A 19,025-nucleotide genomic window follows, 5' to 3' on the forward strand; every position below is an offset into this window, starting at 1 on the left:
TGCTCGGTCAGGCCTTTTTGTTGATTAACAGTCGATTACTGTCCGATTACTTTGAACAGCGAACCGGCCGCCAAACGGTCGGTTAGGGCCATGCCATTCAGAATCGCCTCCTCCTCCAGGCGCTTGCTGGGTACACCGTTGGCCGTGAGGGCTGCTGATAGGGTAGTGGCAGATTTCGCCTGCTTGATGCGGATGCGCTCGCTCTGGCGGTTGAGCTTGCTGGCGTCGGTGAGGCGCTGGTAGCCCTGCGCGGCGCTGGCAAACTGCGGCGCGTAGGTGCCGAAAGTGGCCGCCGTGGCTAGTCCTACAAAGGCAAACATCGACTTGCCATCCTGGATAACGTAGCTCTGCACGTGGGCCGGCGTCGATTGGCTCTGCGCAGACGCGGCTTGGTCGCCCTCAAACGTCAGGGCCGGAAAGCCGTTGATGGTGGTGCGCTGCACGTTGCCGGCCGTGATGCCGATTTGCTTGGCCAGCGTTTGGGCGGCCTCATCGAGCGAGCTACCAGCTACGCCGGTAAAGGCCAGAATAGCCTTGCCATCGGGCGCCGCCATCTGAAACTGCTCGGGCGAGTTCTGCGACTTCCAGCCCGAGGGGATGGGGAAGCGGAACTTCAAATCGGGGTGGTAGAAGATGCTGTTTTCTACGAAGCCTTGGCGCGGGTCGTCGCCGAAGGGTAGGCCGTCGATGGAGCGCAGGTAGGCGTCGCGGTTCACGGTGAGCGTGCGCTTGCCGAGGCTCTGCTGGGCCTGGGCCGCCAACTGCTTCACGCGCTGGTAGCGGTCGGCCGAGTTGGGGTGCGTAGAGAGGAAGGTGGGCGTGCTGCTGCCACTCTGGGCCTCGGTGCGCTCCAGAGTCTGGAAAAAAGTAGCCATGTGCGAGGCATCGTACCCAACTTTGGTAGAGTACTTTACGCCTAGCTGGTCGGCCTCATTCTCATCACCTCGGCTGTATTTCAAGCCAACCAGCTGCGCGGCTGGCTGCGCAATGCGGCCCAGCAGGTTAGGCGACACCATGGTGGCCCCGGCCACTAAGATGCTGGATAAGATAGAAGTACGCTGCTGCTTCTTGCCGTGCTGCGCCGTGATGTGGCCCAGCTCGTGCCCGAGCACCCCCGTAAACTGCGCCTCGTCGTTGAAATACGCCATGATGCCGCGCGTGAAGTACACGTGGCCATCGGGCGTGGCAAAGGCGTTGATAACCGGCGAATCGACGATGGTAAAGCCATAGTCGCCGGGCCGGTCCGAAATGGTCGTCATGCGCTTGCCTTGCTGCGTGATGTAGGCTTGCAGCTTGGGGTTGTTGTAGAGGCCAAATTGGGCAATTACCTGCGGGTCGGGCTTGGCCCCTTGCAGGGGCGCAACGGCCGTAGTAGCGGGCTTGGTGAGTTCGGCAGGCGTGGCGCTAACCAGGGGCAACAAGAGCAAAAGAGCGGCCGGGCGCAGCAGGCGATGGGAGAGAGCAGTCATGGGTGGCTGGAAAAGTATTGGCTAAGCGTATTCAATTGTCGGGCCAAGTGGCGGCAGGCGGCAACGCACAAAGTTGCGTCGCTCACTTCCGGCAAGCAAAAAGCTTCACTGCCCTAACGCGGACAATGGAGCTTACAACGACCAGACAAAGTGAAGGTTACGTGTACTGCTTAACTGCTACTCTTTCAGTAACTTATCAACCATGCGATTGAAGTGCGCCTTTTCATCTTCGTAATACTGGCCCGTGCCCGGCCCCGAAAAGCCCGTGCGAATACTGCGCACTACGCCTTTCTTATCCAGAAAAATGGTAGTTGGAAAACCCAGGAACTTAGCTAGTTGCGGCAGCGACTTGGCCACCGAGTCTTTGTTCGATACCCCGGCCACGGCCAGGTCATAGCCGATTTTATAACGGTCTTTCATCTTTAGCAGCCGCGACGAGGCTTGCTGGTAGTCGGCGCTGCGCTCGTAGCCCAGGCCGATAATTTCGACGCCGCGGGTTTTATTCTGCTCGTACCACGGGGCGAGGTAGCCGGTTTCGTCCATGCAGTTGGGGCACCACGAACCCAATATTTGCAGCACCACCACTTTACCCTTGTACTTGGGGTCGGTAGGGGAGATGCTGCGGCCCGCCGCCTCGATGCTCGGAAACTTGAAATTCAGCCGCGACTCGCCCTTGCGCAGGTAGGTGAGCGTGTCGGCGTCGGGCAGCTTGGCCTTGGGGTCGAGGGTAGCCGTCCAGGTTTCGTGCCCCGACTTGCCGGAGTAGAAGTCGCCAGTGAGCTTATTGACGGTAACCGGCTCTTTTATATCCGGTAATTGGGCCTTGAATAAGAAAGCATGACCGCCGTCGAAAGTAGACAGCATCAAGTGATAAGCTTTGTCATCGAGTTGTACAATGTTTCCTGCTAAATATCGATAGTCACCGGTTGTGGTTAGAAAAGTACCAGTAACCTCGTTACTGACCTGATTTCGCTTAAAAAGACCAACTGCTGCATAAGATTTTCCCTGTTCATCCGTGAACACAGTTTTATAAGAGACGGGTTTGTCCGAGGCAAACCCCTGCTCGAAATAAGAAGGTGTAGCCATGGATGCAGGCATTCCTTGGCGTTCATCCTGAAATAGGTTAGCTTTATTGATATTAGTAGATGCCACTAGCGGTACCCGATACGGCGTCTTTGCATCGTACTTCACCCAGGTGCCTTTCAGCTTGCCCTGGCCATCGGCGCGCACCACCAGCGCCGCATCAAACACGTGCAACTTGATGGTAGTCGAGTCGCCGGCCGCCGAAATTTCGTCGCAACGCAGGCGCTCCTCGCCGTTCAGGCCCTTGTTGATGAGGTAAACTACGGGCTTGCCGGCCTCGGTTTTGACCTCAAACAGAAACGGGATTTTCTGGCCCTGCGCAGCCAACTCGCCGCGCCAGGGGCCGGGCTTGAGCAGCGTAGTGGCCGAAACTGCCGTTGTCTCGGCCGAGTTGGAATTAGTAGAAGAGTTGCAGCCCGCTAGCAGCGTAGCCGCCAGTAAGGCGAAAGACAGGGATTTCATAAGCACAAAATAGAACAGCGAGAACCAGCTCAACTATTCGTTAGTTATAAAAGGTAACTGTGCCACGCCCATTGCCCGTAAAAAGCACCTGCGTGGCGGCCCTAAACTGGCCCGCTATTTGGAAGGTTTCTAAGTACAGTCCGAAATCGGCCAAATACTACCAAATTGCCTTAGCCGCCCGTTACTTTTGCGACTAAGCTAATAACCCCACTCTCCCTCCTATGGCGTTTGACCTTGATATGATTCGGGCCGTGTACGCGGGCCTCGGCTCGCGCATCGACGCGGCCCGCACGGCCGTTGGCCGCCCGCTCACGCTCACCGAAAAAATCCTCTACGCCCATCTCTACGGTGGCAAAGTAGGCGAAGCGCACCAGCGCGGCGTGAGCTACGTGGACTTCGCCCCCGACCGGGTAGCCATGCAGGATGCCACCGCCCAGATGGCCCTGTTGCAGTTTATGCAGGCCGGCAAGCCCACGGCTGCCGTACCCAGTACTGTGCACTGCGACCACCTCATTCAGGCCAAGGACGGCGCCACCGAAGACCTGGCCATTGCCAACGACGAGAACCGCGAAGTGTACGACTTCCTGGCCTCGGTATCAGATAAATACGGTATCGGCTTCTGGAAGCCCGGCGCCGGCATCATTCACCAGGTAGTGCTCGAAAACTACGCCTTCCCCGGCGGCATGATGATTGGCACCGACTCGCACACCCCCAACGCGGGCGGCCTCGGCATGATTGCCATCGGCGTAGGCGGCGCCGATGCCGTAGACGTAATGGCGGGTATGGCCTGGGAGTTGAAATTCCCGAAAGTCATCGGCGTAAAGCTGACCGGCAAGATGAGCGGCTGGACTTCGGCCAAAGACGTTATCCTGAAAGTGGCTGGTATCCTGACCGTTAAGGGTGGTACCGGTGCTATTGTGGAGTACTTCGGCGAAGGCGCGGAGAGCCTTTCGGCCACTGGTAAAGGCACCATCTGCAACATGGGCGCGGAGATTGGGGCTACGACTTCGGTATTTGGCTACGATGAGAAAATGGGCGACTACCTGCGCGGCACCGGCCGCGCCGAAATCGCCGACCTCGCCAAAGGCGTGGGTGCCCATCTGCGCGCCGACGACGAGGTGTACGCCAACCCGGCCGAGTTCTACGACCAGCTCATCGAAATCGACCTCAACACGTTGGAGCCCTACGTGAACGGCCCGTTCACGCCGGACGCTGCTTGGCCGATTTCGGAGTTTGCTGCTGCCGTAAAGGAGCATGGCTGGCCCGAGAAGCTGGAAGTGGGCCTCATCGGCTCATGCACCAACTCGTCGTACGAAGACATTACCCGCGCCGCCAGCATTGCCAAGCAAGCTGTGGAAAAAGGCCTGCACGTAGCCGCTGAGTTCACCATTACGCCCGGCTCGGAGCTGGTGCGCTACACGGTGGCCCGCGACGGCCTCCTCGACACCTTCGCCGAAATGGGCGGCGTGGTGCTGGCCAACGCCTGCGGCCCGTGCATCGGCCAGTGGGCCCGTCACACCGACGACCCCAAGCGCCGTAACTCCATCATTACGAGCTTCAACCGCAACTTTGCCAAGCGCAACGACGGCAACCCCAACACGCACGCGTTCGTGGCTTCGCCCGAAATCGTGACCGCGTTTGCCATCGCCGGCAGCCTGGCCTTCAACCCACTCACCGACACGCTGCCCGGCAAAAACGGCGATGTGATGTTTGACGAGCCCCGCGGCCTCGAAATGCCCCCCGCTGGCTACGCCGTGGAAGATGCTGGTTTCCAGGCCCCGGCCGAAGATGGCAGCACCGTGCAAGTGCTCGTGTCGCCCACCTCCGACCGCCTGCAATTGCTGGAGCCCTTCAAGCCTTGGGAAGGTACCGACCTGCTCAACCTGCGCGTGCTCATTAAGGCGCAGGGCAAGTGCACCACCGACCACATCAGCATGGCCGGTCCGTGGCTGAAGTTCCGCGGCCACCTGGATAACATTTCCAACAACATGCTCATCGGCGCTACCAACGCCTACACCGGCGAAACCAACGCCGTGAAGGACAGCGGTACCCAGGGCTCGCCCTACGTGCCGGTGCCGGTAGCCGCCCGCGTGCTCAAGAGCATGGGCATCGGCAGCATCGTAATTGGCGACGAGAACTACGGCGAAGGCAGCTCGCGTGAGCACGCCGCCATGGAGCCCCGCCACCTCGGCGTGCGCGCCGTGCTGGTGAAAAGCTTTGCCCGTATTCACGAAACCAACCTCAAAAAGCAGGGCATGCTGGGCCTCACCTTCGCCAATAAGGCCGACTACGACCTGATTGAGGAAGACGACCAAATCGACATCCTCGGCCTCACGACCTTCGCCCCCGGCCAGCCGCTGCAAGTGCGCCTGCGCCACGCCGATGGCGACACCGACCTAATCACCGTCAACCACACCTACAACGAAGGCCAAATTGCTTGGTTTAAAGCTGGTTCGGCCCTGAATCTTATCAAGATGCAGGAGACGGGTGCGGCAGTAGTGTAAGCTGCTGGTTTGCTAAGTAATTTAACGGCCGCCTCGGGAAACCGGGGCGGCTGTTTTGGTCTTATAATATACATTTTAATTTTAATACATTTAACATGGAGCTTTTGAAAACAAAATACATCAACCCTATCGAGAGGGAGTATGAAGGATGGATTATTGCTCGTATCGAAGAATACTTCTTGAAAATAAATAAAAAAGTGAGAATATTTGCTGTTTCTCCTTCTGATGAATCTGCCTATCCTGCTGATGAGTTTTTAGGCTTTGATTGTAAAATAATAGGCCTTCAGTTTAAAAAAGCGTCTTTAGGTAAAATGCGGGTTGGGCAAAGCTGTTTCGATTTTTCAAATGTTTGCTGGCATCTGAATAGTCCGTCTAATCAAATGCCTGTTATACAAAAGACAGAGGAAATATTTTACTGCTTGCCTACATTCACTAATCGCGATTATAAGTACGTTGCGCTTGACCATTGCTTATTCTGGCGGCCTGATTTATCTATGGTAGGTACCACCTATTGGTATAGCAATCCCAACGTTTCTGAAGCGACAGGCCAAGTTGAACAAAAAGCTTTTCGTTGGGGGGAATTTATAGAAAGGATTTATAAGTGTGAACTAGGATTTCTTATAAAGAAAGATAATTTATACACTAATATAGTTAAAAGAAAACTAATTGAACTTGCTGGGCTTAATGATGATAGACAGCCATCTCAACAAAATGATAATAACTCGGGAGGTTTGTATATGCTATTCATACAACTGTAATTGCTTAAGTGTTATCGTTTAGCCTTCTTTGTTTCCTATGACATTCGCCGACCTCGACAACCAATTGCTGCTGCAAGGCCCGGCCCTGGCCCGGCTCACGGATGAGGAATTTTACGACCTCTGCCAGCACAACCCCACGCTGCGCCTGGAGCGCACTGCCGACCATAATATTATTGCCATGCCGCCCGCCGGTTCTGAATCCAGTCGTAAATCAGGAGAAATTTATGGCCAGCTGTGGCTCTGGAACCGTCAGCACCAACTAGGCTACGTGTATGAGTCGTCGGCGGGCTTCGTGCTGCCCGATGGTTCCATTCGCTCTCCTGATGCGGCGTGGCTGAGCCGGGCGGCCTTCGACGGCTTGAGTGAGGCGCAACGGCAAGGGTTTCCGCCCGTGTGCCCCGAGTTTGTGGTAGAAGTGCGCTCGCCCTCCGACGGGCTAGCCGCCTTGCGCCGCAAAATGGAAATTTACCTAACTAATGGACTGCAACTGGGTTTCTTGCTCGACCCCACAAATGAAAAGGCGACGATTTATCGCCTCGACCAAGCCCCGGAAGAATTTGTAGATTTTGAGTGTGAACTAAGCGCCGAGCCAGTGCTGCCGGGTTTTACGCTGGACTTACGGCCGCTACGCCGGATTTAATACGAGAATTTTCTAGTGCAACCGCCTGCCCGCCCTACCGTTCCCATCGCTGGCTTTATTATTACCCTGCTCGGTGCGATATTATTCTCTACCAAAGCCATTGTGGTCAAGTTGGCCTTTGGGGCTACGCATACCGATGCGCTAACGCTACTCACGCTGCGCATGGTGTTTTCGCTGCCGTTTTATGCGGGCGTAGCGCTGGTGGTGTCGGGCCAGAAAACGAATGTGCGCATGACGCGCCCGCAGTGGCTGCTGGTTGTGGTGATAGGGATGCTGGGGTATTACGTGAGCAGCCTGCTCGATTTTATGGGTCTGCAATACGTGTCGGCGGGCCTGGAGCGGCTGCTGTTATTTCTGTACCCCAGCTTCGTGGTTTTTATCAATGCGCTGATTTTCAAGCAGCGCATTACGGGCGTGCAGAAGTGGGCGCTGCTGCTTACCTACCTTGGCATTGGGTTGGCTTATGTGGGGGAATTAACGGTGGATGCGAGCCGGCCGGGGTTTTATCTGGGGAGTTTTCTGGTGTTTTTGTGCGCCATTACCTATTCCATGTACATTGTGGGGAGTGGGAAATTAATTCCGCTGGTGGGCGCCAATAAATTCACTGCCTACGCCATGCTGGCCGCTACGGCCGGCATATTTACGCATTTCGCGTTGGTGGGTCAGGGCGAAATTCTGGTAGCAGGGCGGGCGCTGTGGGGATACGGATTAATTCTGGCCGTATTCTCGACGGTGCTACCGTCCTTTTTAATATCGCAGGGATTGAAAAGAATTGGGGCGAATAACGTGGCGATTATCAGCGGCATCGGCCCGGTTTCGACTATTGCGCAGGCATATTTTTTGCTGAACGAGCGAATTTTTGCGGCCCAGATTGTGGGGACTATTTTGGTGGTATTTGGCGTGTTGTTATTGAGCTGGAAGCGGCCCGCTGTGGCAGCGCCGCTCGCTCAGCTTCAGCCCGCTTAGCAAGCACTTCTTGGCTATGCTGCGTTGGATTGACGTGCTGAAATTTGCGAAATACAGTAACCCCGAACCCCCGCGCCGGGTCGAAAAATCGGAGGCCGAGTGGCGGGCGCAGCTCACGCCCGCACAGTTTCGGGTGCTGCGGCAGCAGGTAACCGAGCCGCCGTATCGCAATGCCTTTTGCCGCACCTACGAGCCGGGGGTGTACGCGTGCGCCGGTTGCGGCAGCCGATTGTTCGATTCGGCCACGAAGTACCACGCCATGTCGGGCTGGCCCAGCTTCAGCCAGCCACTGGCTAAGAATGCTATTCAATACCTTTTTGATGACAGCCACCACATGCAGCGCATGGAGGCGCGCTGCAACGTGTGTGGTGGTCACCTGGGCCACGTTTTTGCCGATGGCCCCGCGCCCAACGGACTGCGCTACTGCCTGAACTCGGAAAGCCTGGTGCGAATTGCAGATTGATAATGTGGCTCGGCCGCAACCCGCGCCGGTAATAGGAGGTAGGAGGCAGGTACAACCACTGCATTTCCTGACTTTTTATGAATCATCGCACGCTTGGTAAAACCGGCTTCTCCATTTCTGAAATTAGCCTCGGCACCTGGCAGGTGGGCGGCAAGTGGGGCGAGCCCTTCAGCCACGACAATGCCGACCACATCTTGAACGCCGCCGTGGACGCGGGTATTAACTTCATCGACACGGCCGACGTGTACGGCGACGGTGAGAGCGAAAAGGCCGTGGGCCGCCTCGTGCGCAGCCGCGCCGGCGAGCGCATTTTTGTAGCCACCAAGTGCGGCCGGCGCTTGCAGCCCCACACCGCCGAAGCCTACCAGCCCGCCGCCCTGCGCGGCTTCGTGGAAGACAGCCTGCGCAACATGCAGCTCGACACCCTCGACCTGGTGCAGCTGCACTGCCCGCCCACCGAAGTGTACTACCGACCCGAGATTTTTGAGCTGTTCGACCGGCTCAAAGAGGAAGGCAAAATTCAGAACCTGGGCGTGAGCGTGGAAAAGGTAGAGGAAGGCCTCAAGGCCATCGAATACCCGAACGTGACCACGTTGCAGGTGATTTTCAATATGTTCCGGCAGCGGCCGACGGAGCTGCTGTTCAAGGAAGCGGCGCGGCGCGAGGTGGGTATTATCGTGCGGGTGCCGCTGGCTAGTGGACTGCTCACGGGCAAGTTTTCTGCCCAAACCACCTTCGCGGCCGACGACCACCGCAACTTCAACCGCGACGGCGCGGCCTTCGACAAGGGCGAAACTTTCGCGGGCGTGGACTATAACACGGGCCTGGCGGCCGTGGAAGAGCTGAAAAAACTGTTTCCCGGCCAGCCACACCTGGCTCCGCTGGCCCTGCGCTGGATACTCATGTTTCCAGAAGTGAGCTGCATTATTCCCGGCGCATCCAAGCCCGAGCAGCTGCTTTCTAACCTGAAAACTGAGGAGCTACCGGCGCTCACGAGTGAGCAGATGGCTGCTGTACGCGCTGTGTACGACCGTTTGGTGCGGCCGCAGGTGCATCAGCTGTGGTAGACTATTTATTTTTAAAGCATATAAAAGAACGTCATGCTGAGCTTGTCGAAGCATCTCTACCGCGCCGTTGGATTCAGGACTCCAACGGCGTGGTAGAGATGCTTCGACAAGCTCAGCATGACGTTCTTTTATATGCTCTACCTCCAACCTACTTAGTCGGCAGCTTCAAGCGATACAGGCGGAAGGGATAATCCACCTTGCTCTCGCCGTTATTCCACTTGGGCGCACGGTTTATTTGGGTGGCGGTGAGGTAGAGGTAGCCGTCGGGGCCAAGCGCGAAGGTGTCGGGCCAGCTTAGTCGTAAATCTTTGGTTACCAACTCAAAGCGGCCGGCGGGCGTGACGCGTCGCACGGCGTAGTTGGGCGAGTCGGAGAGGTAGATATTGCCGGCGTCGTCGGCAAGCATGCCGTGGCTTACGCCAGTTTCGCCCACCGTTTCGATGTGGCTGGCCAGCTCGGCCGGCGGCAGGGCCGGGTTGGCGAGGTACTGGGTTTCGATTCGGTAGAGCTTGGTCTGGTTGATGGCCCGGTAATAGAAGTACTTGAAATCGTGGGTGAGCGCAATACCGTTCACATTGCTGCTGAAGGGCTTACCCGTTTTGTCTTTCACTTCCTTGCCGTCGAGGCGCAGCACAAAGCCCGGCTCGGTGGCCGTCGATTTATCGCCTTGCAGCACCAGGCGGCTTTTGCCGGTGCGCAGGTCGAGCACCACGATGGCGGCCAGCACGGGGTCGGAGAGGTAGGCCAGCTGCCGGCGCGTGTCGATGCGCACATCGTTGAGGCCAGTGCGTTCGCGGGGCAGGTCTTCGAAGCGGTAGGTGCGCGCTACTTTATTGGTTGTGAGGTTGATTTTCAGGAGTTTAATGCCCGCAATTACCGGGGCTTGGTCATCGGGGTTCGAGGGGTCGAGCACCCACAGGTTGTCGTCGGCATCAACCACGGCGGCCTGCACGTTGACGAAGCGGGTGGCGGCCTGCGTCGAGTCCCACTGGTTCCAGAGGGCGTTGGGGTAGGGCACGCGCTGGCCGTTTACCAGCTCTACCAGGCCGTAATCATATTCATAGTTCTTGTCGTTTTTCTTCTTCGGAAACGTCATAAAAATGCGCCCCTTGTGCGACACGCCCACGCCAATGGGCTGGTGCCGACCCACTTGGGCTACTTCCTCCAGTGGTATCTTAAGGTCTTGGGCACTGGCGTTGCGCATGGTTAGCGAAGTAGTAGTCAGGGTAGTAGCGGCCCACAGCAACGAGCGAATTAGCATAAAAGGCGCGCGGATAATAAGGTAGCCGCGCTCTTTCCGTACGGGTAGGTTTTGCCCAGGGTTAGCCAGCAGGCGCGGCCCGGCCGACAACTGCCCGGCGCAACCTTGCGGCGCGTGCGGCGGTAGGCATAGGCAGTTGCACGAGCCCCGGCCCGTTTTATCCCCGATTCCTGACTATGCGCATTGCTTTTTACGCTTCCCTCGCGGCGCTCACCCTGGCTGCGGGCCCGGCCGCGGCCCAGGCCCCGCCGCTTACTACCGGCCGCATTGTGCGCCACAGCCCGGCCCTCGACCAGCTGGTGGCGCCCGGTGCGCAGCTCGAAGTTATTTCCTCGGGCCACAACCATGTGGAAGGCCCGCTGTGGGTGCCCGACAGCAGCATGCTGCTGTTTTCGGACACGCCCGGCCGCATCATCTACCGTTGGCGCGCAGCCGATGGCAAACGCAGTAATTTCTTGGAATACAGCGGGTACACGGGCCGGATGCCCTACGGCAAAGAGCCCGGCAGCAACGGCCTGGCGCTTGATGGGCGCGGTAACCTGCTACTTTGCGAGCACGGCGACCGCCGCCTGGCTAGCCTGCCCTTGGGCCAGCAAAGCGGCAAGCGCACGGTGGTTGATAATTTTCAGGGCAAGCGCTTTAATAGCCCCAACGACGTTATCGTGGCCCCCGATGGCGCGCTGTATTTCTCCGACCCACCCTTCGGCCTGCCCAAGCAGGCGGCCGACCCCTTGCGCGAGTTGCCCTATACTGGCGTGTTTCGCCGTGGGCCCGAAGGCCAGCTCACCGCCGAAATTACCGACGTGCCCTTTGCCAACGGCTTGGCCCTGAGCCCCGATGGCCGCACGCTCTACGTGTCGAACGCCGACTCGCTGCGTCCGCTCATCCTGGCCTACGAGGTGGGTAAAAACGGCAAGCTGACCAAGCCCCGACCCTTTTTCGATATGACGTCGCTGCCCCGGCTCCGCTTCAAGGAAGTGCCTGATGGCCTGAAAGTTGACCAGGCTGGTAACGTGTACGCCGCGGGGTTTGGGGGCCTGCTTATCATCTCACCGCAAGGCCAGCTGCTGGGCACCATCGACCCCGGCGAGCCCGTGTCGAACTGCGCCTGGGGCGACGATGGGCACTCGCTCTACGTGATGGCCTCCAGCCTGGTGCTGCGCCTCAAAACGTTGGCGCGTGGTGTGCCAGGCAAGTAATTGATTGATTGATAATGATTTACAAAGTAGACGTTTGTGCCGCGCGCGTTTCGCGGGGCTTCTGTACCACGTAATAGTAAAGCAGAATGGCCAGGCCAATGCCGAACGGAATGATAGCCAAGTGCTTGCCATCGGTAATGGTGCCGATGCGCACGGTGTCGAAGCCGAAGAACTCGCTCAGCATCCAATAGGAGTTAGCCGAAATCCAGAATACAATAGCCAGGTTGTGAGCTAGTTCGGATTTCAGCGAGCGGGTGCGCCATGCAATAACGAGCGCGATGCCCAGCGTGGGGCCTATCATCAGAATGCCCAGCGTTTTCCAGACCATGCACCAGCTAATATCCTTGACCAGCCAGAACAGGATGTGCCTATTTTCCATCTTGCGGTACTCGGCCGGGATGGCGTAAATTTCTTCGGTGGGCTGGGCCATAAGCGAATAAAGCGCGCCGAAGCGCGGGTTACTTTTGGATGAAACTCGTACTAGCTGGTAAAATTAACCCCTGCCCATGTTGCCTGTGCTGCGCAAAACGTTGAAAATTGTTGGCTATCCCGCCGCCGCACTGGTGGGCGTGGTGGCCGTGTACTACGGAGTGGCCCAGGTGCTGTCGCGCATTCCGGTGGCCGCCGAGCCCACCACTGAGGCGGCCACCGTGCCGTTTTTTATCTATTCCAACGGCGTGCACACCGACTTGGTGATGCCCGTAAAGAGCAGTTTCATCGACTGGAGCCACCAACTGCCTTATTCCAACACCCAGGCCCACGACAGCACCTACGAGTACGTGGGCGTGGGCTGGGGCGATAAAGGCTTTTACCTCGACACGCCCACCTGGGCCCAGCTCAAGCCCAGTACCGCCGTGCGGGCCGGCTTTTGGCTGAGCAGCACGCTCATGCACGCCACGTTTTACCGGGCTGCCGACCTCACTTCCGGCCCGCGCTGCGTGCCGCTACACCTCACGCCCGCCCAGTACCGCCGCCTCATCGCCTACGTCGAAGAAAGCTTTCAGCGCGATGCGGCCGGTAACTTCAACTGGCTGCCAAGCCACAGCTACGCCGACCACGATGCCTTCTACGAGGCCAACAGCCGCTATAGCATCCTAAACACCTGCAACACCTGGACCAACCGCGGCCTCAAAGAATGCGGCCAAAAAGCCAGCCTCTGGACGCCGTTTGACAAGGGTATTTTATACCAATACGGGCGGTAAAAAGTAGTGAGCAGTGAGCAACGTCATACTGAACGCAGTGAAGCCTCTCTACCACGCCGTTCAACGATGCGGTAGAGAGGCTTCACTGCGTTTAGCATGACGTTGCTCATTGCTCATTGCTCATTGTTAATTGTTTAAGCACTTGCGGCACGCCGATGCTGGCCGGCTCCACCACGTAGTGCACGCCGCGCCGGCCGCTCACTTCAGGCTGATGCGGGTCGATGACGTATACTGGGCAATCGGCTGGGGCATAGTGCAGTAGCCCGGCCGCCGGGTACACTTGCAGCGAGGTGCCCACCACGAGCAGCGCGTCGGCGGTAGCCACAGTTTCGGCGGCCTCTTCAATGGCGGGTACCATTTCGCCAAACCACACGATGTGCGGGCGCAGCTGCCCGCCGTCGGCGGCCAAGTCACCTAGCGCAATGTCGCCGGGACAGTCAAACACGACGGTTTCATTTTTCACCGAGCGCATCTGGGTCAGCATGCCGTGCAGGTGCAGCACCCGCGTTGAGCCGGCGCGCTCGTGCAGGTCGTCTACGTTTTGGGTGATGATGCTCACCGTCCAGCCCGGCGCGTCCTCGATGCCGGCTAGGGCCAGGTGGGCGGCGTTGGGGGCCACAGTGCGGGCCTGGGCGCGCCGCTGGTTGTAAAAATCCAGCACCAGCGCCGGGTTGCGGGCAAACGCTTCGGGCGTAGCCACATCTTCTACGCGGTGTTCCTCCCACAGCCCGTTGGTGTCGCGGAAGGTGCGGATGCCGCTCTCGGCCGATACGCCGGCCCCGGTAAGTACTACAAGATGAGGCATTTAGATAATGATTAAGTGGTTGTTATGGGGTCGGTTTAGCGGGCTGCAGCTAGTTGATTGTCAAGTATTACGACTTGCAAAAGTGTCCGTCATTGCGAGCAACGCGAAGCAATCGCATCAGAACGAGCTGTTCGGATTCTGTTCTGGTGCGATTGCCGCGCTCCATTTCATTGCGCTCGCAATGACAAACGATTTTGCGCAAATCTTAACCTATTGACTGGCTAGCTCATACTGCCGCGCGGCAAAGTCGCGCAGGCGCTGAAAAGCTGCGTCCACCTCTTGGGCATCTTCGCTCAGTAAGTTGCCATAGACTACGCGGTCGGTGGCGCGCAGGGCGCGGCGCACATCTTCATCGTTGTTGAAATATTCAGTTAACTCCTTGGTTGTCAATGAGTTAAGGTTATTATCTTCTAAACTGGAAAGGTAGTTTTTCCAAAGCGAAACCGTGCGTTCCACCAGCGGGGCCGAGCGCGAGAGCGTGAAGCGCTCGGTATTGCGGGCAAACTGGGTGAGAAAATACACGTGGTTTTTGCGGCGCTTGTAGCGGCCGTAGCGCTGCTGCCAGCGCCGGCCGTAGAGCGCCCAGGCCCCGCCGCCCAGCGCCAGCAGCGCCGCCAGCCCCGCCAGCCAAAAGGGATAATTAAAGGCGGGCTTTAGGATATTTATTTGATTGTCAATATGTAAGGCCGGCGGCGTGGCGGCATCACCGGTAGGTAGGGTAGGGGCGAGGCGGCGCAGCTTCACCTGCACGGCGGGCGGCAGCAGGCGCAGCGTGTCGGTGGCCCCGCGCAGTACCAGCACCGGCAGTTGCAGGGTTTGTACCGGGGCCAGCGAAAACGTGCGCAGGTGGTACACCGCCTGGTCGAGGCTGCGGCCGTTTTCAGTGCGAGTGGGCAGCCAGCGCCGCCCCGCGTACTCAAAGGTGCCAAACTCGGCCAGCGAATCGGGAAAAACAACTTCCTCGGCCGGGTCGTGCCGGTAGCTCAGGATGTAGTCGAGGGGCTGGCCCACCTCCACTACCGCCCGCGAAAACCGGCCTACCGGGCCGGGCCCGGCCGCCGCGCCGGCTGCCGCCAGCTGGGCTAGCGCCAGCAACAGCCCACCGGCCAGCCAGTACTGCGTTTTGCCAAGTGAATTTATAAAATACTGTTGCATAGGTGATTAGCTCCGGCGCTGCCGAAACAGCCCCACTAGTTGCGGCACAAAGTCCTCGTTGGTGCGCAGCGTGAGCAAGCCCACGCGCTGGCGGCGGCACAGGGTGCGCAGGGCCAGCTCGCGCGCCTGGGCCTGGGCCGCGTACTGCGCCTGGAAGGCCGGGGCCGAGGTATCGACCCAGCGTTGCAGGCCCGTTTCGGCGTCGCGCAGGGGCACAATGCCCAGCGCCGGAAACGTCACTTCCTGCGGGGCCAGCAGCTGCACCACCACTAGGTCGTGCTGGCGGGCCAGCATGGTGAGCTCACGCTCGTAGTTTTCGTCGATAAAATCGGAGATGAGCACCACCAGTGTGCGGCGCTTCAACAAGCTGAGCACCTGCCGGATACCAAATCCCACGCCCGTGTGCCGCGAGGCCGGCTGCAAGCCATACAGCCGTTGTAGCAAGGCGTAGGCAGCACGCAAGCCCTTGGCCGGGGGCAGGTACAGCTCCTTTTGGTCGGAAAAAGCCAGCAGCCCCAGCGCGGCATCCTGGCGGGCGGCCGATAGGGCCAGCACCCCAGCCAGGTCGCGGCCCAGGTCGAGCTTGCGTTGGGGGCCGCCGGGGCCGCCGCCCACGCGCTGCGAGGCGCTCACGTCGAGGGCCACCAGTACCTGCTGCTCGCGCTCTTCCTTATAGGTTTTTACGAACGTGCCGTGGCCCTTGCTGCTCACGGCCCAGTCGATGGCCCGCACCTCGTCGCCGTATTGGTAGAGGCGCACGTCGTCAAACTCCAGCCCGTTGCCCCGAAACACCGACCCGAAGTTGCCTTGCAGCTGGGCCTCCACCGCCTGGCGCATCCTTATTTCGAGGTGGCGCAGGCGGCGCACCAGCGCTGTGAGGCTGGCGGGCAGGGCAGAGGAGCTGGCGGCGGCGGGAGGCATGGCGGGGTGGGGTGAGGGGCGAAGCTACGGCGCGGGGCTATTTTTGGGGGTGAAAAGCTTGCTGACTCGTTTTCTGCCGGGCCTGGGCCTGCTGCTGGCCTTGGCCGGCTGCGGCCGCCCCGAGCAGGTGCTGCCCCCGCCCAACCTGCTCTCGAAGCAGGAAGTGACCAGCCTGCTCATTCAGTTTCATTTGCTGGAATCGCGCCTGGAATCCAGCCGGTTAGCGCCCGATTCGGCACGGGCGCTGTTTCTCAGCCAGCAGCAGCTGGTGTTGCAGCGCCACCACGTGCCCACCGCCGATTCGGCCTTCGAGCGCAGCTACCGCTACTACTCCACGCACGCCAAGGACCTGGACGAGATTTACGTGGGCGTTATCGACTCGCTGGAGGCGATGAGCAAGAAAATGGGCGGCCAGCCCACACCGGTTCATAACTAGCCGGCGCGGCCGGCGCTAGTGCACGCGGCTGCCGTTGGGCACGGGCGCGGCTACGGCCGTGAGCACGGTGTGGCCCTCGGCATCGGGCGCGCCCAGCACCAGCACCTCGGAGCGGAAGGGCCCGATTTGCTTGGGCGGAAAATTGACCACCGCCAGCACCTGCTGGCCCAGCAGCGTGGCCGGCGTGTAGTGGTGCGTAAGCTGGGCGCTCGATTTTTTGAAGCCGATGTCGGGGCCAAAATCCAGCACCAGCTGGTAGGCCGGCCGGCGCGCCTCTGGAAATTCGCGGGCCTCCACAATGGTGCCTACGCGCAGGTCAACCTGCTCAAAATAAGCCCAGGTTATCATGTTGTGGATGAATGAGTTGACTCACGCATCGGCCTCGGCGAAAGCAGCCAGGTCGAGGAGCTGCTGGTGCACCTGGGCTTCCCACTTCGCCTGCTGCTCGTGCTGGAGGCCGTGCTTGGTATCGAGGTCATAGTCATCTTCGTCCTTTTGCCAGGCGGCGTAGGCGGCCTGGCTCACGCGGTCGAAGGTAGTGCCCAGCTTGTCGCACGGCAGGCGCATGGCGGCCAATTGCTGGCGCAGCTGCCGGGCGTACACCTCGGCAATGTCGAAGTGCAGCTGTTCGTGGCGCAGCAGGGCGGGCGTCATGCGGGCCGGGTCGCGCACCCACGAGTGGCTGGGCGAAAAGCTGGCCTGCGCCGTGCCGGCAAAGATGTTGCTACGGCACGTAGCCCCAGTGTTGATGTTGGCCGAGGTGAGGGCGGCGTGCGACTCATTGGGCTTGGGCCGCCCTTTGAAGTCGGCCACCGTGAGCGGGCGGCTCGTCGACCAGCGAAACGACCCGGCCGGTAGCGGCACTTGCTGCGCGGCAGCCGGGGCAGCGGCTAGCAGCACCAGCGCCAGGGTTTTCCAATAGGAGGTGTTCATGCAGAAAGGAATTGTCAGAATAAAAGGCCAGCGCCCAGCACCAACCGCGCTGGCACCAGCCTTTATTCTGACAAAAAAGCCCCGGCTCTGAGTTCCGCGGCTAACCGGCGGGTTGGCCCAGCACCAGCAATTCTTCGGCATCGGCGAAGCGTTCGGCCGGCGGCCGAGCTGCGGGTGGGTAATTGCCCGGCGCGCTTTGGCGCCGAAAGCGCAGCAGCAGCACCACCGCCACAATGCTGAGGCCCGTAAGCAAGCCCACCCAAATGCCCACTGCGCCCCAGTGCAGCCCGAAAGCCAGGAAGTAGCCCAGCGGCAGCGCAATGGCCCAGTAAGCCAGCAGCGCCACCACCGAGGGCACCTTCACGTCTTCCAGGCCGCGCAGCGCGCCCAGGCCCACCACCTGCAAGCCATCCGATACCTGGAAGGCGGCCGCGATGGCCAGCAGTGAAGCCGCCTGCGCCACCACGGCCGGGTCGGTGTTGTAAAAAGTCGGGATGAAATTGCGCAACCCAATGAGCAGCAGTCCCATCGCGCCCATAAAGCCGAAGGCCAGCCAGTAAGCTGCAAAACCCGCCTGCCGGGCCCCGGCCAGGTCGCCGGCCCCGCGCAGGTTGCCCACCCGAATGGTGGCCGCCGCCGCAATGCCCGTGGCCGCCATATACGTCACCGAGGCTACGTTGATGGCAATCTGGTGGGCGGCCTGGGTAGCAATGCCCAGCCAGCCCATCAGCAGCGCCGACGCCGCGAAGGCGCCCACCTCAAACATCATTTGCACGCCAATGGGTAGGCCCAAACCCAGCTGCCCGCGCAGCTCGGCCAGCCGGGGCCGCAGCCAGGTGGCGGCGTCGGCCGGGCGCTTGGTGCGCAGCCGCTCGGCCCGCAGCACGTACAGCGCCAGCAGGGCGGCCATGCCAATGCGGGCAAGGAGGGTAGCCCAGGCGGCTCCCATCAGCCCCATGCGTGGCGCACCGAAGTGCCCGAATATCAGGGCGTAGCACAGCAGCGCGTTCACCACGTTGCCGGCAATGGAAAGCTGCATGGCCTGGCGCGTGAGCCCCAGCCCCTCGGCCCATTCGCGAAAGCCCTGAAATACCATCAGCGGCAGCAGCGACAAGCCCACCACCCGCACCCAGGGCGTGGCCAGCGCCACCACCTCGGGGGCCTGGTGCAGGTGGGGCATCACCAGCGGCAGTAGTTGGCTGAGGCCCGCCAGCAGCACGCCCGCCAGCGTATTCAGCCAGATGGTACCCACCAGCAGGTGGCCCAGCGCGTCGTCGTCGCCCCGGCCGTTGGCGGCGGCCACGCGCGGCACCGCGCCCATGCTAATACCCAGGCCCAGCACCATGAGCACGGTGGTGGTGCTCACGCCTACGCTCACGGCCGCCAGCGGCAGCTTGCCCGTTTGGCCCACCATCACGGAGTCGCACACGCTCACCAATATGTGGCCGAGCTGGCTGAGTACTACGGGATAAGCTAGGAGAATAGTAGGGCGAAGGTGGGCTTTTACGAGCGACAAGTAATTGACAATTAGGAAGTTTATAAAATAAGAGAACGTCATGCGAACCGAAGGGAAGCATCTCGCACGAGGTAGTAAATCAACCGTTTAACGGTATCAATTACTGCTGCACGCGAGATGCTTCCCTTTGGTCTGCATGACGTTCTCCTTTTGCTAGCGGTGCATTACGTACCTGCAAAATTACG

At 59.8% G+C, this 19,025-nt stretch carries 19 protein-coding genes; 9 read left to right on the forward strand and 10 right to left on the reverse strand.

The window, feature by feature from the left end; genetic code table 11:
* Positions 1-35: 35 nt before the first annotated feature.
* On the reverse strand, positions 36-1,469 hold the full coding sequence (locus tag ACYVGC_RS09295) for a M48 family metalloprotease (RefSeq protein ID WP_460583541.1): 1,434 nt from the start codon (positions 1,467-1,469) through the stop codon (positions 36-38).
* Positions 1,470-1,646: 177 nt separating this feature from the next.
* Complete coding sequence (locus ACYVGC_RS09300; protein ID WP_460583542.1) at positions 1,647-3,014, reverse strand: peroxiredoxin family protein; 1,368 nt, start codon at positions 3,012-3,014, stop codon at positions 1,647-1,649.
* A 221-nt stretch (positions 3,015-3,235) separates the two neighbouring features.
* Here ACYVGC_RS09300 and ACYVGC_RS09305 point away from each other — a divergent pair, with 221 nt between their 5' ends.
* The 6 genes from ACYVGC_RS09305 (at position 3,236) to ACYVGC_RS09330 (ending at position 9,412) form a co-directional block, all read left to right on the forward strand.
* A complete protein-coding gene (locus ACYVGC_RS09305; protein WP_460583543.1) occupies positions 3,236-5,518 on the forward strand; it encodes an aconitate hydratase in 2,283 nt (760 codons plus the stop codon).
* Between the two features lie 95 nt (positions 5,519-5,613).
* Complete coding sequence (locus ACYVGC_RS09310; protein WP_460583544.1) at positions 5,614-6,276, forward strand: hypothetical protein; 663 nt, start codon at positions 5,614-5,616, stop codon at positions 6,274-6,276.
* Positions 6,277-6,313: 37 nt separating this feature from the next.
* The gene (locus ACYVGC_RS09315; RefSeq protein WP_460583545.1) at positions 6,314-6,916 is read left to right on the forward strand and encodes a Uma2 family endonuclease; all 603 of its coding nucleotides are present in this window, start codon (positions 6,314-6,316) and stop codon (positions 6,914-6,916) included.
* A 15-nt stretch (positions 6,917-6,931) separates the two neighbouring features.
* Positions 6,932-7,882: a DMT family transporter gene (locus tag ACYVGC_RS09320; protein ID WP_460583546.1), complete on the forward strand. Its 951-nt coding sequence runs from the start codon at positions 6,932-6,934 to the stop codon at positions 7,880-7,882.
* Between the two features lie 16 nt (positions 7,883-7,898).
* Positions 7,899-8,345, forward strand: a complete 447-nt coding sequence (msrB, locus tag ACYVGC_RS09325; RefSeq protein ID WP_460583547.1) for a peptide-methionine (R)-S-oxide reductase MsrB — start codon at positions 7,899-7,901, stop codon at positions 8,343-8,345.
* 77 nt (positions 8,346-8,422) lie between these two features.
* Positions 8,423-9,412 carry an aldo/keto reductase gene (locus tag ACYVGC_RS09330; RefSeq protein ID WP_460583548.1) on the forward strand — a complete coding sequence of 330 codons (990 nt, stop codon included), beginning with the start codon at positions 8,423-8,425 and terminating at the stop codon, positions 9,410-9,412.
* A gap of 148 nt (positions 9,413-9,560) precedes the next feature.
* On the opposite strand, the gene ACYVGC_RS09335 is transcribed toward ACYVGC_RS09330, so the two are convergent.
* On the reverse strand, positions 9,561-10,673 hold the full coding sequence (locus ACYVGC_RS09335; RefSeq protein WP_460583549.1) for an SMP-30/gluconolactonase/LRE family protein: 1,113 nt from the start codon (positions 10,671-10,673) through the stop codon (positions 9,561-9,563).
* Positions 10,674-10,849: 176 nt separating this feature from the next.
* Here ACYVGC_RS09335 and ACYVGC_RS09340 point away from each other — a divergent pair, with 176 nt between their 5' ends.
* Complete coding sequence (locus ACYVGC_RS09340) at positions 10,850-11,872, forward strand: SMP-30/gluconolactonase/LRE family protein (protein WP_460583550.1); 1,023 nt, start codon at positions 10,850-10,852, stop codon at positions 11,870-11,872.
* Between the two features lie 19 nt (positions 11,873-11,891).
* On the opposite strand, the gene ACYVGC_RS09345 is transcribed toward ACYVGC_RS09340, so the two are convergent.
* Positions 11,892-12,302 carry a hypothetical protein gene (locus tag ACYVGC_RS09345; protein ID WP_460583551.1) on the reverse strand — a complete coding sequence of 137 codons (411 nt, stop codon included), beginning with the start codon at positions 12,300-12,302 and terminating at the stop codon, positions 11,892-11,894.
* 76 nt (positions 12,303-12,378) lie between these two features.
* Between ACYVGC_RS09345 and ACYVGC_RS09350 the strand changes: the two genes are divergently transcribed.
* A complete protein-coding gene (locus tag ACYVGC_RS09350) occupies positions 12,379-13,074 on the forward strand; it encodes a DUF2459 domain-containing protein (RefSeq protein WP_460583552.1) in 696 nt (231 codons plus the stop codon).
* Positions 13,075-13,180: 106 nt separating this feature from the next.
* On the opposite strand, the gene ACYVGC_RS09355 is transcribed toward ACYVGC_RS09350, so the two are convergent.
* From ACYVGC_RS09355 to ACYVGC_RS09365, 3 genes are all read right to left on the reverse strand, one after another.
* Positions 13,181-13,879, reverse strand: a complete 699-nt coding sequence (locus tag ACYVGC_RS09355) for an SIR2 family NAD-dependent protein deacylase (protein ID WP_460583553.1) — start codon at positions 13,877-13,879, stop codon at positions 13,181-13,183.
* A gap of 210 nt (positions 13,880-14,089) precedes the next feature.
* Positions 14,090-15,034 carry a hypothetical protein gene (locus ACYVGC_RS09360; protein WP_460583554.1) on the reverse strand — a complete coding sequence of 315 codons (945 nt, stop codon included), beginning with the start codon at positions 15,032-15,034 and terminating at the stop codon, positions 14,090-14,092.
* A gap of 6 nt (positions 15,035-15,040) precedes the next feature.
* Positions 15,041-15,955: a DUF58 domain-containing protein gene (locus tag ACYVGC_RS09365; protein ID WP_460583555.1), complete on the reverse strand. Its 915-nt coding sequence runs from the start codon at positions 15,953-15,955 to the stop codon at positions 15,041-15,043.
* Between the two features lie 58 nt (positions 15,956-16,013).
* Between ACYVGC_RS09365 and ACYVGC_RS09370 the strand changes: the two genes are divergently transcribed.
* A complete protein-coding gene (locus tag ACYVGC_RS09370) occupies positions 16,014-16,391 on the forward strand; it encodes a DUF4296 domain-containing protein (protein ID WP_460583556.1) in 378 nt (125 codons plus the stop codon).
* 15 nt (positions 16,392-16,406) lie between these two features.
* On the opposite strand, the gene ACYVGC_RS09375 is transcribed toward ACYVGC_RS09370, so the two are convergent.
* The 3 genes from ACYVGC_RS09375 to ACYVGC_RS09385 form a co-directional block, all read right to left on the reverse strand.
* Positions 16,407-16,739 carry a tRNA-binding protein gene (locus ACYVGC_RS09375; protein WP_460583557.1) on the reverse strand — a complete coding sequence of 111 codons (333 nt, stop codon included), beginning with the start codon at positions 16,737-16,739 and terminating at the stop codon, positions 16,407-16,409.
* A gap of 21 nt (positions 16,740-16,760) precedes the next feature.
* Entirely contained in the window at positions 16,761-17,324 is a 564-nt protein-coding gene (locus ACYVGC_RS09380) for a DUF922 domain-containing protein (protein WP_460583558.1), read from the reverse strand.
* A gap of 100 nt (positions 17,325-17,424) precedes the next feature.
* Positions 17,425-18,882, reverse strand: coding sequence for an MATE family efflux transporter (locus tag ACYVGC_RS09385; RefSeq protein WP_460583559.1), 1,458 nt, complete (start codon positions 18,880-18,882; stop codon positions 17,425-17,427).
* Between the last annotated feature and the right edge of the window lie 143 nt (positions 18,883-19,025).

The organism is Hymenobacter arcticus (genome assembly GCF_054779975.1).

What these genes read in the sequence shown, in the direction of transcription:
- ACYVGC_RS09380 (WP_460583558.1), bottom strand. Translation starts at nt 17,324, where the DNA reads ATGAACACCTCCTATTGGAAAACCCTGGCGCTGGTGCTGCTAGCCGCT.
- ACYVGC_RS09375 (WP_460583557.1), bottom strand. Translation starts at nt 16,739, where the DNA reads ATGATAACCTGGGCTTATTTTGAGCAGGTTGACCTGCGCGTAGGCACC.
- ACYVGC_RS09350 (WP_460583552.1), top strand. Translation starts at nt 12,379, where the DNA reads ATGTTGCCTGTGCTGCGCAAAACGTTGAAAATTGTTGGCTATCCCGCC.
- ACYVGC_RS09335 (WP_460583549.1), bottom strand. Translation starts at nt 10,673, where the DNA reads ATGCTAATTCGCTCGTTGCTGTGGGCCGCTACTACCCTGACTACTACT.
- ACYVGC_RS09310 (WP_460583544.1), top strand. Translation starts at nt 5,614, where the DNA reads ATGGAGCTTTTGAAAACAAAATACATCAACCCTATCGAGAGGGAGTAT.
- ACYVGC_RS09385 (WP_460583559.1), bottom strand. Translation starts at nt 18,882, where the DNA reads ATGACGTTCTCTTATTTTATAAACTTCCTAATTGTCAATTACTTGTCG.
- ACYVGC_RS09300 (WP_460583542.1), bottom strand. Translation starts at nt 3,014, where the DNA reads ATGAAATCCCTGTCTTTCGCCTTACTGGCGGCTACGCTGCTAGCGGGC.
- ACYVGC_RS09340 (WP_460583550.1), top strand. Translation starts at nt 10,850, where the DNA reads ATGCGCATTGCTTTTTACGCTTCCCTCGCGGCGCTCACCCTGGCTGCG.
- ACYVGC_RS09330 (WP_460583548.1), top strand. Translation starts at nt 8,423, where the DNA reads ATGAATCATCGCACGCTTGGTAAAACCGGCTTCTCCATTTCTGAAATT.
- ACYVGC_RS09305 (WP_460583543.1), top strand. Translation starts at nt 3,236, where the DNA reads ATGGCGTTTGACCTTGATATGATTCGGGCCGTGTACGCGGGCCTCGGC.
- ACYVGC_RS09355 (WP_460583553.1), bottom strand. Translation starts at nt 13,879, where the DNA reads ATGCCTCATCTTGTAGTACTTACCGGGGCCGGCGTATCGGCCGAGAGC.
- ACYVGC_RS09295 (WP_460583541.1), bottom strand. Translation starts at nt 1,469, where the DNA reads ATGACTGCTCTCTCCCATCGCCTGCTGCGCCCGGCCGCTCTTTTGCTC.
- ACYVGC_RS09360 (WP_460583554.1), bottom strand. Translation starts at nt 15,034, where the DNA reads ATGCAACAGTATTTTATAAATTCACTTGGCAAAACGCAGTACTGGCTG.
- msrB (WP_460583547.1), top strand. Translation starts at nt 7,899, where the DNA reads ATGCTGCGTTGGATTGACGTGCTGAAATTTGCGAAATACAGTAACCCC.
- ACYVGC_RS09345 (WP_460583551.1), bottom strand. Translation starts at nt 12,302, where the DNA reads ATGGCCCAGCCCACCGAAGAAATTTACGCCATCCCGGCCGAGTACCGC.
- ACYVGC_RS09365 (WP_460583555.1), bottom strand. Translation starts at nt 15,955, where the DNA reads ATGCCTCCCGCCGCCGCCAGCTCCTCTGCCCTGCCCGCCAGCCTCACA.
- ACYVGC_RS09315 (WP_460583545.1), top strand. Translation starts at nt 6,314, where the DNA reads ATGACATTCGCCGACCTCGACAACCAATTGCTGCTGCAAGGCCCGGCC.